Here is a 15,390-nt window from a genome sequence, read left to right as displayed (position 1 = left end):
GGGTCCCTGGATGCCGCTCTTGGATCCGATAAGGAAGGCACCGGGACCGATGCACTTGCCTGTGAAATCTGTGGTTTCGTCTTTATCTCAGCTGATCTTGCGCGCCAGCGCCGTGACCACGCCGAAGTAGGGCGGCCGCGGTTCATGCGAGCTGATGCGGCAGCTCTCGACGTGGTAGCCGCAGCCCGCCAGCAGCTTGCGCAGCCTGTCCGGGCTGATGCCGAGGTTGAGATGGTCGTAGGCGCGCATGGTCTCCTCGTGCGTGTGCTCGGCGAGCGCCGCGACGATCAGCCGGCCGCCGCGCCTGAGCAGGCGCGCCGTCTCCTGCAGCACCGCCTTCGGCTCGCGCGTGTAGGCGAGGGTGTGCATCAGGAACACGTGATCGTACTGCGCGGCGGGCAGCTGCGTCGCGTGCATGTCGGCTTCGACGAAGCGCACGTTCGACAGCTGCCGCAGGCGCTTGTGGGCGGCGGCGATCACGGTCGGGCTGACGTCGACGCAGGTCACGCTGCCGGCCCGCTCGGCGATCAGCTCGGCGAGCACGCCGTCGCCGCAGCCGAGATCGACGACGTCGCCGAGGTTGAGCAGGCCGATCAGCGCGCGCGCCGTCGCCTCCCAGGTGCGGCCCGGCGAGTAGTGCAGCTCCATGCGCCCGGCGACCGATTCCGCCCAGGTCTGGCCCTGCTTGCGCTTGGCGATGACCTGGGCCGCGCGTTCGCTGTCGACGCGCGCCTGGCCGTCATCGAGCGTGCCGCGCAGGAGATTCCAGAAGGTCGAGGCCTCGCCGTCGTGGCTCAGCGCCGAGTAGTAGGCCGCGTTGCCGCTGCGCTTGTCCTGCACGAGGCCGGCGCGCTTGAGCCGCGCCAGATGCGTCGACACGCGGCTCTGCGCGAGATCGGTGACCTCGGTGAGTTCCGCCACCGTCAACTCGTAATGCTCGAGCAGGAGCAGCAGGCGCAGGCGGCTGACATCGGACAGCAGGCTGCAGAGCGCCGTGCTTTGCTCGAGCGTGAGGCTCATTTATGTGTTCATGCGGATGAGCGGATGGAACGACGATTGTCGCCTGCGGCGGCGCAAACAAAAAGGCCCGCCGGGGGCGGGCCTTGGCGCGGCGGCGGCGGATTCAGGGCAGCGCGCCGCTGCTCTGGGTGTCGCCGGCGGCGCCGGTTTCGCTGCCCGCCGGGGCGTCGCCGGAATGTTCGGCAGCTTCCTTCTTGCCCTGCGAGGTGGCGAGGAAGGCGCGCGACAGCGGCGAGGGCGTGATCTTCTCGACGGCGGCGACCACCGGCTCGCTCACTTCGGCGACCTTCTTCTCGACGGCGGCGACCGCTTCCTTGGCCCTGACCTCGACCTTCTTCACTTCCTTCCTGGCCTTGACCTCGACTTTCTTGACCGCGGCCTGGACCTTCTCGACGTCCTTCTTGACCGCGACCTGGGCCTTCTTCACTTCCTTCTTGGCAGTGGCCTGGACCTTCTTCGCCGTGGTCTGCACCTTCTTGACCGCCTTCTTGGCCTTGGCCTCGTTCTTCTTGACCGCCGCCCTGGCCTTCTTCACGGCCTTTTTCGCGCTGCTGACGGCGCTCTTGGCCTTCGACTTCAGCGAGGCGAGCGGGCTCTTCACGCTGCTCTTGGCCGGTGCCTTCTTCGCCGGTTTCCTGGCGGCAGCCTTTTTGGCGACCGTCTTCTTCGCAGCCTTGGCAGCTTTGGCCGGGCCCTTCTTCGCGGACTTCTTCATAAGCGTGACAAGCTCCATACGGGTTGCGGCCGTGTCGGCCAGGGATACGCGCACCGTATGGAGCCCTGGCAGCGACGCGCACTGGCACGCCACAGGTCCACCGGAGAACGTGGGAAAACGGCTCGTTGCGGGCAGCAAGGGACGGCGGTGGAGACGGGCCTGAGGGAACCTCCGGCGCGAGCACGCGACACGGCGGCGCGGCGGCCTTCAGGCCTCCTCAATGCGCTGCCAAGCGGACATTCCGGGTACGCCATCTGCTCCCCTTGACTTTTCCCCCGAAAAGATGCCTCGGAGTGTAGGGGGCGATAAAAACGTTGTCAAAAAATAAACACATGCGCTCGCCAGCGTAGGGCGGCGGCATGGCGCGGCGCGCAGTTTGGGCGGCCGCGCCTCGGGTTTCACCGGCGTGGCGCGGCCGCTATGATGGCCGCCTCCCGAAATCCAGCGGCGCGGTAATGCGGATTGTCGATCGCGCCGATCGTTTTTCCCATCGTTGAGAGAGGTAGCTCGCATGTCCAATGCGCCCATGTTTCAGGGGCAGTCCCTCCTGGTCGAAAAAATCGACAACGGCTACGCCGAACTGCGTTTCGACCGCCAGGGCGACGCCATCAACAAGTTCGACGCGGCGACCGTCAAGGAGCTTGGCCAGGCCGCCGAGGCGCTGAAGAAGGACGGTGCCATCAAGGGCCTGATCGTCACCAGCGCCAAGGACGTGTTCATCGTCGGCGCCGACATCACGGAGTTCGGCGCCAGCTTCCAGCGTTCCGAAGAGGACATCGTCGGCTGGCTCGAGGAGTCCAACAAGTCGTTCAGCGCCATCGAAGACCTGCCGTTCCCGACCGTCACGGCGATCAACGGCATCGCCCTCGGCGGCGGTTTCGAGATGGCGCTGTCGACCGATTACCGCGTGTCCAGCAGCACGGCCGTGATCGGCCTGCCGGAAGCCAAGCTCGGCCTGTTCCCGGGCTTCGGCGGCACGGTGCGCCTGCCGCGCCTGATCGGCGCCGACAACGCGATCGAGTGGATCGCCGGCGGCGAGCAGCAGAAGCCGGACGCGGCGCTGAAGGTGCACGCGGTCGACGCCGTCGTGGCGCCGGACAAGCTGCGCGCCGCGGCGCTCAAGCTCCTGCAGCAGGCGGCCGAGGGCAAGTACGACTGGAAGGCGCGCCGCGCGCAGAAGACCGGCAAGCTGCAGCTGAACCCGATCGAGGCCATGATGGTGTTCAGCACCTCGAAGGCCTTCATCGCCGGCCAGGCCGGCAAGAACTATCCGGCGCCGCTCGCCGCCGTGAGCGCGATCGAGAAGGCCGCCGGCAAGGGCCGCGACGAGGCGCTGAAGATCGAATCGCAGGCTTTCGCGAAGATCGCCAAGACCACGCAGGCGGACGCGCTGATCGGCCTGTTCCTCAACGACCAGCTGATCAAGAAGAAGGGCAAGGCCTACGTCAAGGCCGGCAAGAAGGTGCAGCACGCGGCCGTGCTCGGCGCCGGCATCATGGGCGGCGGCATCTCCTACCAGTCGGCGGTGAAGGGCGTTCCGGTCATCATGAAGGACATCGCCGACAAGGCGCTGGACCTCGGCATGGAGGAAGCCAACAAGCTGCTGTCCAAGCAGGTCGAGCGCAAGAAGCTGACGCCTGAGAAGGCCGGCCACATCCTGTCGACGATCCGCCCGACGCTGAACTACGGCGACTTCAAGACGGTCGACATCGTCGTCGAGGCCGTCGTCGAGAATCCGAAGATCAAGAAGAGCGTGCTCGCCGAGACCGAGGCGCAGGTCAAGGAAGGCACGATCATCGCCTCGAACACCTCGTCGATCTCGATCGACGAACTGGCCACGGCGGTGAAGCATCCCGAGAACTTCCTCGGCATGCACTTCTTCAATCCGGTGCATCGCATGCCGCTGGTCGAGGTGATCTACGGCGAGAAGACGTCGAAGGAAGCGATCGCCACGGTCGCCGCCTACGCGGCGGCGATGGGCAAGACGCCGATCGTCGTCAAGAACTGCCCGGGCTTCCTCGTCAACCGCATCCTCTTCCCGTACTTCTACGGCTTCCTCGGCGCGCTGCGCGACGGCGCCGACTTCGTGAAGATCGACAAGGTCATGGAAGGCTTCGGCTGGCCGATGGGCCCGGCCTACCTGCAGGACGTGGTCGGCATCGACACCTCGCACCACGTCGGCGACGTGCTCGCGGAAGGCTATCCGGACCGCATGAAGAACACGACCGGCGAGAAGACCGCGCTCGACGTGATGTACGAGAACAAGCGCTTCGGCCAGAAGAACGGCGTCGGCTTCTACAAGTACGAAACCGATCCGAAGGGCAAGCCGAAGAAATTCGCCGATCCGACGACCTACGAGCTGCTCAAGCCGGTCCAGAAGGGCCAGGTCGACATGAGCGAGGAAGAGATCATCGACCGGCATATGCTGCCGATGATCATCGAGACGGTGCGCTGCCTCGACGACGGCATCGTCGAAACGCCGACCGAAGCCGACATGGGCCTGATCATGGGCATCGGCTTCCCGCCGTTCCGTGGCGGCGCGCTCAAGTACGCCGACACGATCGGCATGAAGACCATCCTCGACAAGTGCGCCAAGTACGCGCACCTCGGCAAGCTCTACGAGCCGACCGAGTCGATGAAGAAGATGGCCGCGGAAGGCAGGCTCTACTTTCCCAAGTAAGCCCGCGCGCAAGGAATTCTTTTTGGAGATTTGCAATGACTGATGTCGTGATTGTCGACGCGATCCGCACGCCGATGGGCCGTTCGCGCGGTGGCGTGTTTCGCAATGTGCGCGCCGAGGCGCTGTCCGCGCACCTGATGCAGGAAATCCTCAAGCGCAATCCGGCCGTCAAGCCAGAAGAGGTCGAGGACGTGATCTGGGGCTGCGTGATCCAGACGCTCGAACAGGGCTTCAACATCGCGCGCAACGCCGCGCTGCTCGCCGGCCTGCCGCAGAGCGTGTCCGGGCAGACCGTCAACCGCCTGTGCGGCTCGTCGATGACGGCGCTGCACGCCGCCGTCGGCAGCATCAAGGCCGGCGTCGGCGACACCTTCATCGTCGGCGGCGTCGAGCACATGGGCCACGTGCCGATGACGCACGGCTTCGACGGCGCGCCGGAGCTGTCGCTCAACACCGCCAAGGCTTCGGCGATGATGGGCCTGACCGCCGAGATGCTGACGCAGACCCACCAAGTCTCGCGCGAGCAGCAGGACCAATTCGCGCTCGCCTCGCACCAGAAGGCCTACACCGCGTGGAAGAACGGCGAGTTCAAGAACGAGATGGTGACAGTCGAAGGCCACGACGCCGACGGCGCGCCGCTGGTCGTGGATTACGACGAAGTGGTGCGCGCCGATGCCAATCTGGCCGACCTCGGCAAGCTCAAGCCCGCCTTCAACCCGAAGGGCAGCGTCACCGCAGGTAACAGCTCGGCCATTTCTGACGGCGCCTCGTGTCTGCTGGTGATGTCGGCCGACAAGGCCAAGGCGCTCGGCCTCAAGCCGCTCGCCAAGGTCGTCAGCATGGCCTCGGCCGGCTGCAACCCGTCGATCATGGGCATCGGCCCGGTGCCGGCGTCGCAGAAGGCGCTGAAGCGTGCCGGCCTGTCAATCGACAACATCGACTACTTCGAGCTCAACGAAGCGTTCGCCGCGCAGTCGCTGGCCGTGCTCAAGGACCTCAAGCTCACCGAGCGCATGGACCGCGTCAACATCCGCGGCGGCGCGATCGCGCTCGGCCATCCGCTCGGCTGCTCGGGCGCGCGCATCACCGGCGCGCTGGCGCACGTGCTGAACGACAAGAACGCCGAGTTCGGTCTCGCCACCATGTGCATCGGCATGGGCCAGGGCGTCGCCACCGTGCTGCAGCGCGTGCAGTAAGCGCTCACCCGGCTGTCCGCGGTACGCGAAGGCCGGGCACCGCCCGGCCTTTTGCGCTTTCGACGCTGTATTTTCAGCGCCACACTTTCACGCTACGGTGTCGCCCGCGCCGCATTGGCATCAGGGCAAGAGGGGAGATCATGGAAATCGCAAAGGCGATGCTGCAGCCGCTGGTCGCGCTCGTGCTGTGGACCTTCGTGATGTGGCTGTGGATGTACGCGACGCGCGTGCCGGCGATCATGCGCATGAAGATGCGGCTCGATCCGATGCGCATCAACGGCGAGCAGATGGCGGAGCTGCCGCCGCAGGTGCGCTGGAAGGCCGATAACTACAACCACCTGCACGAGCAGCCGGTGCTGTTCTACGCCGTCGTGCTCGCGCTCGTCCTGCTCGGCGACGCTTCGCAGGCCAGCGTCGCGCTGGCCTGGGCCTACGTCGGCGTGCGTGTCGTGCACAGCCTCGTGCAGGCTCTGGTCAACAAGATCGAGGCGCGTTTCGGATTGTTCGTGCTCGGCTCGCTGCTGCTGCTGGCGCTGACGATCCGCCTGGCCTTGCAGATCTGTTGAGCGGTGCGGCGGCGCGACGCAGGTCTCGTCGCGCGCGCCGTCGATCCTCGCGAATCATCGCGCTGGCCTTCTCGGCGATCATCATGGTCGCAGCAGCGCGCAGCCGACGCTGCCGCCGACGATGATGTAGTCGTCGGTGCCGGGCGGCTGGCGGCCTCAGACGCTGTTCTTGATGCGCGCCACCAGTGCTTTCGTGAACGTCTTGGTGTCGGCCTTGCCGCCGAGATCGCCGGTGCGCACCTGATCGACATTGAAGGTGTCGTTGATCGCCTTGCGCAGGCGCGCGGCCTCGGTTGTGAGCTGCACGTGATCGAGCATCATCGCCGCCGCCAGCATCAGCGCGACCGGGTTGGCGATGCCCTTGCCGGCGATGTCGGGCGCCGAGCCGTGCACGGCCTCGAAGATCGCCGCGTCGGTGCCGATGTTGGCGCCCGGCGCCATGCCGAGTCCGCCGACCAGGCCGGCGGCGAGGTCGGAGAGGATGTCGCCGAACAGATTGGTCGTCACCAGCGTGTCGAACTGCCAGGGGTTCAGCACCAGCTTCATCGCGCAGGCATCGACGATCACTTCCTGCAGCTCGATCTTTCCCGCGTAGCGGGCCTTGTAGAGCTTGCGCGCCTCGTCGAGGAAGATGCCGGTCAGCGCCTTCATGATGTTGGCCTTGTGCACCACGGCGATCTTCTTGCGGCCCAGGGCGATGGCGTGCTCGAAGGCGTATTCGAGCAGGCGGTGCGAACCCTGGCGCGTGTTGACGCCGGTGGCGATGGCCACGGCTTCCGGATCGCCGTCGATCGGGATGTAGTGCTCGTAGCCGGTGTAAAGGCCCTCGAGGTTCTCGCGGAAGATCAGCAGGTCGACGTTCTCGTAGCGGCCGCCGGGAATCAGCGTGCGCGTCGGGCGCACGTTGGCGTAGAGCTTGAACGCTTCGCGCAGGCGCACGTTGCTCGAGCGGTAGCCGCCGCCGGACGGCGTTTCGAGCGGGCCCTTGAGCGCCAGCCGCGTGCGGCGGATGCTGGCCAGCGCCGCTTCCGGCAGCGGATCGCCGGCCGCCTTGATGCCCGCGAGGCCGGCCTGCTGCACGTCCCAGTCGAAGGACACGCCCAGCGCATCGAGCGCGGCGAGGGTGGCGTCGACGATCTCGGGGCCGATGCCGTCGCCGGGAATCAGCGTGGCGGAAAGGGTCTTGCTCATGGGGGCCTGCCTTGCGGGTGCGGGGGACGCGCGGATTCTACTGGCGCGCGCCGCGGGCCGACATTCGGGAAAGCCGCCAGACCGATGGCGCGCGCGCCGCCTTCACTGGAAGTACGCGCTCGGCGAGACGCCGAACTGGCGCTTGAACATGGTCGCGAACGCGCCGGGGCTGGCGTAGCCGAGCGCGAGCGCGGTGTCGAGCACGCGTTCGCCGCGCGCCAGGCGTTCGAGCGCGGCCAGCAGGCGCGCCTGCTGGCGCCACTGGCCGAAGCTCATGCCGGTGTCGCGCGCGAACAGGCGCTGGATCGTCTTGGCGTCGACGTGCAGGCGCTGCGCCCATTGCGTCGCCGTGCTGTTGTCGGCCGGCTCGGCGAGCAAGTGCGCGCAAATGCGCTTCAGCCGCGGATCGCGCGCTTCGGGCAGATGCAGCGCGAGCGACGGCAAGGTGCGCAGCTCGTCGATCAGCAGTTGCGAGAGGTGCTCGCCGCGCGAGCCCGGCGCGTGCGGCGGCTTGAGTTCGACGGCGGCGACGATCAGCTCGCGCAGCAGCGGCGAAACGGCCAGCACCGCGCACTGCGTCGGCAGATCGGGGACGAGCGCCGGGTCGATGAACGTCGAGCGCATCTGCACGGCGCCGACCATGCGCACGGCGTGCTGCGTGCGCGGCGGCATCCAGATGCCGCGTGTCGGCGGCACGACCCACTGGCCGGCTTCGGTGCGCACGATCATCACGCCGCTGACCGCGTAGATCAGCTGCGCGTAGGGGTGCTCGTGTTCGTGCGTGAAATGCCCGGCCCGATAGTCATTGGCGATCGCCGTGACCGGCGCCGGGCCGTGGTCGTAAGCGCGATAGCGCGTATCGGCCATCGATATGTCCCAATCGAGAAGGATGTCGCCTCATTCTCGCAGGACGGGCGGAATTTTGCCGCCTACGATGCGCGCCGGGTTCGTCGCCGAAGGCGAATTCCGCATAGCCATCCGGAGAATGAAGATGTCGTCCCGTCTCGAAAGCCCGCTGCAAGCTGCCGCGGGCGCCGCTCCCGCCGCCGCTGCGGCCAACGTCGCCGGCGCCGTTCCGCGCACCGGTTTCGGCGTGCTCGGCGCGATCAGCTTCGCGCATTTCCTCAATGACATGATGCAGTCGCTGATCCTCGCGATCTATCCGCTGCTCAAGGCCAGTTTCGCGCTGAGCTTCGCGCAGATCGGCCTGATCACGCTGACCTACCAGATCAGCGCGTCGCTGCTGCAGCCGGCGATCGGCCTGTACACCGACAGGCATCCGCAGCCGAACTCGCTCGCGGTCGGCATGGGCTTCACCCTGTGCGGCCTGCTGCTGCTGGGCTTCGCGCCGAGCTTCGGTTTCGTGCTGCTGGCGGCGGCACTGGTCGGCACCGGCTCGTCGATCTTCCATCCGGAATCGTCGCGCGTCGCGCGCATGGCGTCGGGCGGCCGTCACGGCCTCGCGCAGTCGCTGTTCCAGGTCGGCGGCAACGCCGGCAGCGCGGTCGGTCCGCTGCTGGCGGCGGCCATCATCCTGCCGCACGGCCAGCGCAGCGTCGCCTGGTTCTCGCTCGCCGCGCTGCTGGCGATCGTCGTGCTGCGGCAGGTCGGCGTCTGGTATCGCGCCCGGCAGCGCGCCGCGGCGAGCAAGCCGCGCGCGACGCCGTCGAGCCTGCCGCGCGGCGCGATCAGGCGGGCGATGCTGGTGCTGATGCTGCTGGTGTTCTCCAAGTATTTCTACATGGCGAGCATCACCAGCTACTTCACTTTCTATCTGATGCACCGCTTCGCGCTGTCCGTGCAGGCCGCGCAGCTCTATCTGTTCGTGTTCCTGTTCGCGGTCGCCGCCGGCACCGTGCTCGGCGGGCCGATCGGCGACCGCATCGGCCGCAAGCGCGTCATCTGGTTCTCGATCCTCGGCGTGGCGCCGTTCACGCTGGCGCTGCCCTACGCGGACCTCGCCTGGACCGGCGTGCTCGCCGCGATCATCGGCTTCGTGCTCGCTTCGGCGTTCTCGGCGATCCTGGTGTTCGCGCAGGAACTGGTGCCGGACAAGGTCGGCGCGGTGTCCGGCCTGTTCTTCGGCTTCGCCTTCGGCATGGGCGGCATCGCCGCCGCCGTGCTCGGCTGGTTCGCCGATCTGTACGGCATCGAGGCGGTCTACCAGGCCTGCGCTTTCTTCCCGCTGCTCGGCGTGCTGACGGTGCTGTTGCCGGATCAGCGCGGCGGGCATCTGGCCCGGCGCTGAAGCCGGGCGGCGCCGTGCTCAGCGCGCGGCGCCGCGCAGCTTGCGCGAGCCGATGCGGATCATCGGCGTCTGCGCCGACCGCGCCGCGGCCGGCGCGAGGCCGGCGACGCCCGGCATGCCGTCGAGGAACAGCCGCGTGACGTAGCGGGCGACGATTTCGGGCTCGTGCCGCGGCTGCTCGGCCATCAGGCGGCACAGCTCGTAGCCGGCGCCGAAGGAGATCGCCGTCAGCAGCTCGACGTCGATGGCCGCAAACACGCCGCGCGCCACGGCTTCGCGCAGGTCATCCTTCAGCGAACGCAGCATCAGGCCAAAAATGTTGTCGCTGTACAGCTCGCGCAGCACCGCCTCGTTGCGGAACATCATCGCGAAGAATTCCGGATCGGCCTGCACTTCCTGCAGCGCGCCGAGATAGGCGTCGTGGAAGAAGGCCTCGATGGTCGCCGCGTGCTGGCGCGAGGCGTGGATGCGCTGCTCGAGATGCGCGAGACGCACATCGGTCAGGGCGCGGAACACCGCTTCCTTGTCGGGGAAGTAGTTGTAGAAGGTGCCCGCCGCGAGGCCGCTGGCGCGGATCACGTCGCGGATGGTGATCGCGTCGTAGCCCTGCTCGATGAAGCAGCGCCGCGCGGCGTCGAGGATCGCCGCGCGGTTGGCTTCCTTGTTGCGCTCGCGGTTGCCGCTGGTGGTGGCGCCGCGGCGCGGGGGCTTGGTGGGCATGCGGTGATTATGGCCGCTGGCGCGTGGCGGCTGCACTACGCGGCGCGCATGCGGTTCGTCGCCGAGGCTTCCTCCTTGAGGCGGAAGATCGAGGCGTTCTTCGGCCGCGGGTGCGGACCGTCGCCGGCCTTCTTCAGCTCGGCGAACAGCTCGCGGCGGAAATCGGCGTAGTCGACTTCCGTCGAATGGCGCGGCGATTCGACGAACCGGTAATGCGGACGGCGACGCTCGGCCTCGATCTTCGCCCTCATGTCGGCCGGACGCGGATAGCGGCCGAGGATGTCGAGGCAGGCGAGGCGGGCCTGGTAATCGGCGAGCGGCCAGATGCAGCCGATCGGCTGGAACAGACCGATGAAATACAGGTTCGGCACGCTCTCGTGGAACATGCGGCGCCACAGCGGCACGTAGTGGGTGTCTTCCCAGTCGATGAACGATTTGTCGAAGAACGGGAAGCTGATCCTGTAGCCGGTCGCGGCGACGATGGTGTCGAACTCGTCGCTGCTGCCATCGCTGAAATGCACGCGCCTGCCGTCGAGCCGCGCAACGCCCGGGCGCGGCTTGATCTCGCCGTGACCGATGAAATAGATCAGCTCCGAGTTCAGCGTCGGGTGGCCCTGCAGGATCTTGTAGCTCGGCTTCTGCAAGCCGAAGCGCTCGTTGCGGCCGCCGATCATGTGCACGGTCAGCTGCATCGCCCACTGGCGCAGCCAGTTCGGCAGCCAGGCGGCGCGCTCGTAGATCACGTCGCCGGGCAGGCCGAACATGAACTTCGGCAGGAACCAGTGGCCGCGGCGCATCGAGATCGACACGTGCGGCGAGACGCGCGCGCACTCCACGGCGACGTCGGCCGCCGAATTGCCGCCGCCGATGACCAGCACGCGCTTGCCGCGGAACGTTTCGCCGCGCTTGAACTGGTGCGAGTGGATGAACTCGCCGTCGAAGTGGCCGGGGTAGCTCGGCAGGCGCGGATTCCAGTGATGGCCGTTGGCGACCAGCAGCGCATCGAAGCTCTCGATCCTCTCGCCGTCCGGCCCGCGCGAACGGATCTGCCACAGCCCCTGCGCATCGCGCGCCGCGCCCAGCACTTCGGTATGGAAGCGGATCTTCGGCAGCACGCCGAAGTGGCGCGCGTAGTCCTGGAAGTAGGCTTTCAGATGCGTGTGGTGCGGATAGTCCGGCACGCCGTCGGGGAAGGGGAAGTCCTCGTACTCGGAGTAGTACTTCGAGCTGATGATGTGCGTCGTTTCGTAGACACTCGAATGGCCTTCCTGCTCGCGGAACACCCAGTTGCCGCCGACCTGGTCCGATTTCTCGAAGACGACGAGGCCGTCGCCGAGCCCGAGCTGGATGCATTCCTTGGCCGCCGCGATGCCCGACGGTCCGGCGCCGATGACGGCGACGCGCTTGCCCGCGCTCATGAGTCCCTCCGCTGTTTTTCCGAATGCGCTGGCGGTGAGCATGAATAAAAATGACGCATGCGTCAACTTTGTCCCTGAACGAAGTCGCCGGCCCCGTGGCCGGCGACTTCGTCTCCGTCATGCGGCGGTCACCAGATGACGATCTGCCGCTTGCCCTCGCGCACCATGGCATCGCCACTCTTGCAGTCGAAGGCCTTGGCGAAGGCCGGCATGTTCGACGCGGCGCCGATCGCGCGGAAGCGGTCCGGCGCATGCGGGTCGGAAGCGACGATCACCTTCTCCAGCTCCGGCGTGTAGCGGCCGCGCCAGGCGGTCGCCCAGCCGACGAAGAAGCGCTGGTCGCGCGTCAGGCCGTCGATCTTCGGATCGGGCTCGCCGGCGGTCGCCGCCTGCAGGGCGTCATAGGCGATGTTGATGCCGCCGAGATCGGCGATGTTCTCGCCGAGCGTCAGACGGCCGTTGACCTTCGTGCCGCCCGGCGTCTTGTAGCCGTTGAACTGTTCGACGAGCTTGCCGGTCAGCGCCTCGAATTTCTTCTTGTCGGCGGCCGTCCACCATTCCTCGAAGTTGCCGGTCGGGCCGAAGCGCGCGCCCTGGTCGTCGTAGCCGTGCGTCATCTCGTGGCCGATCACCGAGCCGATGGCGCCGTAGTTGAGCGGCGCGTCGGCCTGCGCATCGAAGAACGGCGGCTGCAGGATGGCGGCCGGGAAGACGATCTCGTTCTGCAGCGGATTGTAGTAGGCGTTGACGGTCTGCGGCGTCATCGTCCACTCGGTCTTGTCGACCGGCTTGCCGATCTTGCCGAGCTGCCAGCGGTAGTTGAAGGCATCGGCGGCGAGGATGTTGCCGAGGTAGTCATCCGGCCTGGTCTGCAAGCCGTTCCAGTCGCGCCACTTGTCCGGATAACCGACCTTCGGCGTGAACGTCGCCCACTTGGCGAGCGCCCTCTGCTTGGTCTCGTCGCTCATCCAGCCGAGCTTCTCGATGCGCGCTTTCAGCGCCGTGCGCAGATTGCCGACGAGCTGTTCCATGCTGGCCTTCGACGAGGCCGGGAAGGCGACCTGCACGTACAGCTCGCCCATCGCTTCGCCGACTTCGCCTTCGACCATGCGCAGCACGCGCTTCCAGCGCGCACGCTGTTCCTTCTGGCCGGCGAGCGTCTTGTTGTGGAACTCGAAGCTCTCGGTGACGAACGCCGTGCTCAGCGCCGGCGAGGCGCTGTCGACGAGGTGGTAGCGCAGATAGCTCTGCCACTGCGCGACCGGCACGTCGGCGAGCATCTTGCTGACCTCGGCGTGGAAGGCGGGAATCGCCAGCGAGAACATGGCCGGCACGTCGATGCCCTGGGCCTCGATGAACGTCGTCCACGGGAAGTTCGGCGCGAGCTTGTCGGCGGCTTCCGGCGTCACCGGGTTGTAGTACAGCGAGGCATCGCGCGACAGGTCTTCCTGCGACTTCGACACCTTGGCCAGACGCGTCTCGAACGCCAGTACCGTCTTTGCCTGCCTGACAGCGTCATCGGCGGCGATGCCGGACAGCTCGAGCACCTTGGCGACGTGCTTCTCGTAGGCGTCGCGGATGTCCTTCTTGTCGGCGTCGAAGTAGTACGTCGTGTCGGGCAGGCCGAGGCCGCCCTGCATCGCGTAGGCGATCTCCATCGACGAGTTCTTGAAGTCGGCTTCCGGCGAGAAATCGAACAGCGGGTTCTGGCCGACGGCGGCGATCTTGCGCAGGTAGTCGGCGACGGCCGGGCCGTCGTTCAGCGCTTCGATCGTCTTGAGCTGGTCATTCAGCGGACTGATGCCGAGCTGCTCGATCTTCTGCTCGTCCATGCCCGACAGCCAGAAGTCGGCAATGATTTTCTCGATGCCGCCCTGCGGCTTGCCGCTGGCGATGTGCTCGGCGATCTGGTGACGCACGTCGAGCGAGCGCTCGGCGAGGGTGTCGAACGGACCCCAGCTCGAACGGTCCGACGGGATCGGATTGGCGTCGAGCCATTTGTCGTTGACGTAGTGATAGAGATCGTTGCAGGCCCCGCCATCGGCCGCGAAATCGGCCGGCGTGAAGCGCATCAGCGGCGTCAGCTTGCTCTCGTCGAGTTTCCATGCCGGCGCGATGGCGGCTTCCGGTGCCGCCGGCGCTTCGGCGGCGCGTTTGCAGGCCGCGACATTCGCCGCCAGCGCGAGCGCCAGCAGCCACTTGGTGGTCTTCATGAAAATCCCCCGGAGTCGGTGTGACCCGGGGACTGTAAGGGCTGCGACCGCCGGGCGATAGGGGAAACGCCCGGGGGGAAGGCTTACTCGAACTTCGAGAAGTCCGGCTTGCGCTTCTGCATGAAGGCGCCCAGCGCTTCCAGCGCTTCCGGCTGCTTGAGCATCGGCACGAAATGATTGATTTCGACGCCGATCACTTCCTTGACGCGCTCGCGCGTCCAGCGCTTCAGCAGGTCCTTGGACGTGCGCATTGCCTGCGGCGGCTGCGCGGCGAGCTTGAGCGCCTGGGCGCGGGCGTGCGCGTGCACCTCGGCGTCCGGCAGCACGTCGTTGACGAGGCCGTACTCGCGCGCCTTGGCCGCCGAGAACATCTCGCCGAGCAGGACCAGTTCGGCAGCGCGCGGATGGCCCATCATCGCCGGCAGCATCAGGCTCGAACCGAACTCCGGGCAGATGCCGATGTTGACGAACGGCATCTGGAAGCGGGTCTTCTCGCCGGCGTAGATCAGGTCGCAGTGCAGCAGCACCGTGGTGCCGACGCCGATCGCCGGGCCGGTCACGGCGGCGACGATGGGCTTGCTGCAATCGACCATCGAACGCATGAAGCGGCCGACCGCGGCGCCGACGGCGTCGCCGGAATTGAGAAAGTCGCCGAGATCATTGCCGCTGCAGAAACAGTCGTCGGTGCCGGTCAGCAGCACCGCGCGCACTTCCGGATTCGTGCTGGCGCCACTGAAGGCATCGGCGGACGCGTTGTACATGGCGCTGCTGACGGCGTTCTTCTTGTCGGGGCGGTTGAAGCGGATCGTCAGGACGCGATCCTGCAGCTCGGTAACGATGTGTTCGGTGCTCATGGCCAATTCCGGCGATCGAATGCGGAAGCGCTAGTGTAACGGCTGGAGCGCGGCCGCCCGCCTCCCGCGCCCGGACGAGCCGGCTCGCGCTCACGCCGCACGCTTCGGCGAGACGTACATCGTGATGTCGGCCTCCATGACGATCTCGCCGGCGGCGTTGCGCACGCGCGCCGGCACCGCGACGTCGCCGCGATGCTCGGCGCCGGGCATCTCGTCGAGCGTCGCGCGCACCACCAGATCGCCCTGGGCCTTCTTCAGGTAGCGCACCGTCATGCCGCGCGGAATCCAGCGCAGGGCCGCGGGCAGCGAGGCGTCGATCATGGTGCCGGCGGCCAGCTCGCACATCGCGCACATGGCGACCGCGTTGACGGTGCCGAGATGGTTGTGCACGGCGCGGCGGTCGCGGATCGCTACCTCGCAGAAGCCGGCGCGCAGCTCGAGGAAGCGCGGCGCGATCGAGGCGAAGTAGGGCGCGCGCCAGGTGACGGCGCGCGAGAACAGGCGCGTGCCGAGCGGATAGCGGCGGGCACGCGCGAAGAGTTCGGCAGGATTCATGAGGGCTGGACGAC

At 67.1% G+C, this 15,390-nt stretch carries 13 protein-coding genes; 4 read left to right on the top strand and 9 right to left on the bottom strand.

The genetic code is table 11. From position 1 onward, the window contains the following. Positions 1-87: 87 nt before the first annotated feature. Positions 88-1,020: a metalloregulator ArsR/SmtB family transcription factor gene (locus K344_RS0115335; RefSeq protein WP_028081404.1), complete on the bottom strand. Its 933-nt coding sequence runs from the start codon at positions 1,018-1,020 to the stop codon at positions 88-90. Between the two features lie 103 nt (positions 1,021-1,123). Then, on the bottom strand, positions 1,124-1,735 hold the full coding sequence (locus K344_RS24175) for a hypothetical protein (protein ID WP_051362288.1): 612 nt from the start codon (positions 1,733-1,735) through the stop codon (positions 1,124-1,126). Positions 1,736-2,246: 511 nt separating this feature from the next. Between K344_RS24175 and fadB the strand changes: the two genes are divergently transcribed. The 3 genes from fadB (at position 2,247) to K344_RS0115315 (ending at position 6,177) form a co-directional block, all read left to right on the top strand. After that, positions 2,247-4,415, top strand: a complete 2,169-nt coding sequence (fadB, locus tag K344_RS0115325; RefSeq protein WP_028081403.1) for a fatty acid oxidation complex subunit alpha FadB — start codon at positions 2,247-2,249, stop codon at positions 4,413-4,415. Positions 4,416-4,450: 35 nt separating this feature from the next. After that, a complete protein-coding gene (fadA, locus tag K344_RS0115320; protein ID WP_028081402.1) occupies positions 4,451-5,611 on the top strand; it encodes an acetyl-CoA C-acyltransferase FadA in 1,161 nt (386 codons plus the stop codon). Positions 5,612-5,751: 140 nt separating this feature from the next. Beyond that, positions 5,752-6,177 (top strand): MAPEG family protein, encoded by a 426-nt coding sequence (locus K344_RS0115315; protein WP_028081401.1) that lies wholly within the window; start codon positions 5,752-5,754, stop codon positions 6,175-6,177. 156 nt (positions 6,178-6,333) lie between these two features. Here K344_RS0115315 and K344_RS0115310 read toward each other — a convergent pair whose 3' ends face one another. Together K344_RS0115310 and K344_RS0115305 are read right to left on the bottom strand one after the other, a co-directional pair. Next, a complete protein-coding gene (locus tag K344_RS0115310; RefSeq protein ID WP_028081400.1) occupies positions 6,334-7,368 on the bottom strand; it encodes an isocitrate/isopropylmalate dehydrogenase family protein in 1,035 nt (344 codons plus the stop codon). A 102-nt stretch (positions 7,369-7,470) separates the two neighbouring features. Further along, positions 7,471-8,235 carry an AraC family transcriptional regulator gene (locus K344_RS0115305; RefSeq protein ID WP_043114684.1) on the bottom strand — a complete coding sequence of 255 codons (765 nt, stop codon included), beginning with the start codon at positions 8,233-8,235 and terminating at the stop codon, positions 7,471-7,473. Between the two features lie 124 nt (positions 8,236-8,359). Between K344_RS0115305 and K344_RS0115300 the strand changes: the two genes are divergently transcribed. Then, positions 8,360-9,616: an MFS transporter gene (locus K344_RS0115300; protein ID WP_028081398.1), complete on the top strand. Its 1,257-nt coding sequence runs from the start codon at positions 8,360-8,362 to the stop codon at positions 9,614-9,616. Positions 9,617-9,634: 18 nt separating this feature from the next. Here K344_RS0115300 and K344_RS22020 read toward each other — a convergent pair whose 3' ends face one another. The 5 genes from K344_RS22020 to K344_RS0115275 all read right to left on the bottom strand — a co-directional run bounded on the left by K344_RS22020 (position 9,635) and on the right by K344_RS0115275 (position 15,376). Beyond that, positions 9,635-10,336, bottom strand: a complete 702-nt coding sequence (locus K344_RS22020; RefSeq protein ID WP_051362287.1) for a TetR/AcrR family transcriptional regulator — start codon at positions 10,334-10,336, stop codon at positions 9,635-9,637. 35 nt (positions 10,337-10,371) lie between these two features. Then, positions 10,372-11,754 carry a flavin-containing monooxygenase gene (locus K344_RS0115290; RefSeq protein WP_028081397.1) on the bottom strand — a complete coding sequence of 461 codons (1,383 nt, stop codon included), beginning with the start codon at positions 11,752-11,754 and terminating at the stop codon, positions 10,372-10,374. A 128-nt stretch (positions 11,755-11,882) separates the two neighbouring features. After that, positions 11,883-13,967, bottom strand: a complete 2,085-nt coding sequence (locus K344_RS0115285) for a M13 family metallopeptidase (protein WP_028081396.1) — start codon at positions 13,965-13,967, stop codon at positions 11,883-11,885. Positions 13,968-14,050: 83 nt separating this feature from the next. After that, positions 14,051-14,821, bottom strand: a complete 771-nt coding sequence (locus tag K344_RS0115280) for an enoyl-CoA hydratase (protein WP_028081395.1) — start codon at positions 14,819-14,821, stop codon at positions 14,051-14,053. 90 nt (positions 14,822-14,911) lie between these two features. After that, a complete protein-coding gene (locus tag K344_RS0115275) occupies positions 14,912-15,376 on the bottom strand; it encodes a hotdog fold domain-containing protein (RefSeq protein WP_028081394.1) in 465 nt (154 codons plus the stop codon). Positions 15,377-15,390 lie beyond the last annotated feature (14 nt).

The sequence above is a fragment of the Solimonas soli DSM 21787 genome (genome assembly GCF_000474945.1).
Lineage (GTDB): Bacteria > Pseudomonadota > Gammaproteobacteria > Nevskiales > Nevskiaceae > Solimonas > Solimonas soli.
Note: the sequence above shows the minus strand (reverse complement) of the source record. Positions and strands in the feature narration are given on the sequence as shown.

What these genes read in the sequence shown, in the direction of transcription:
- K344_RS0115335 (WP_028081404.1), bottom strand. Translation starts at nt 1,020, where the DNA reads ATGAGCCTCACGCTCGAGCAAAGCACGGCGCTCTGCAGCCTGCTGTCC.
- K344_RS24175 (WP_051362288.1), bottom strand. Translation starts at nt 1,735, where the DNA reads ATGAAGAAGTCCGCGAAGAAGGGCCCGGCCAAAGCTGCCAAGGCTGCG.
- fadB (WP_028081403.1), top strand. Translation starts at nt 2,247, where the DNA reads ATGTCCAATGCGCCCATGTTTCAGGGGCAGTCCCTCCTGGTCGAAAAA.
- fadA (WP_028081402.1), top strand. Translation starts at nt 4,451, where the DNA reads ATGACTGATGTCGTGATTGTCGACGCGATCCGCACGCCGATGGGCCGT.
- K344_RS0115315 (WP_028081401.1), top strand. Translation starts at nt 5,752, where the DNA reads ATGGAAATCGCAAAGGCGATGCTGCAGCCGCTGGTCGCGCTCGTGCTG.
- K344_RS0115310 (WP_028081400.1), bottom strand. Translation starts at nt 7,368, where the DNA reads ATGAGCAAGACCCTTTCCGCCACGCTGATTCCCGGCGACGGCATCGGC.
- K344_RS0115305 (WP_043114684.1), bottom strand. Translation starts at nt 8,235, where the DNA reads ATGGCCGATACGCGCTATCGCGCTTACGACCACGGCCCGGCGCCGGTC.
- K344_RS0115300 (WP_028081398.1), top strand. Translation starts at nt 8,360, where the DNA reads ATGTCGTCCCGTCTCGAAAGCCCGCTGCAAGCTGCCGCGGGCGCCGCT.
- K344_RS22020 (WP_051362287.1), bottom strand. Translation starts at nt 10,336, where the DNA reads ATGCCCACCAAGCCCCCGCGCCGCGGCGCCACCACCAGCGGCAACCGC.
- K344_RS0115290 (WP_028081397.1), bottom strand. Translation starts at nt 11,754, where the DNA reads ATGAGCGCGGGCAAGCGCGTCGCCGTCATCGGCGCCGGACCGTCGGGC.
- K344_RS0115285 (WP_028081396.1), bottom strand. Translation starts at nt 13,967, where the DNA reads ATGAAGACCACCAAGTGGCTGCTGGCGCTCGCGCTGGCGGCGAATGTC.
- K344_RS0115280 (WP_028081395.1), bottom strand. Translation starts at nt 14,821, where the DNA reads ATGAGCACCGAACACATCGTTACCGAGCTGCAGGATCGCGTCCTGACG.
- K344_RS0115275 (WP_028081394.1), bottom strand. Translation starts at nt 15,376, where the DNA reads ATGAATCCTGCCGAACTCTTCGCGCGTGCCCGCCGCTATCCGCTCGGC.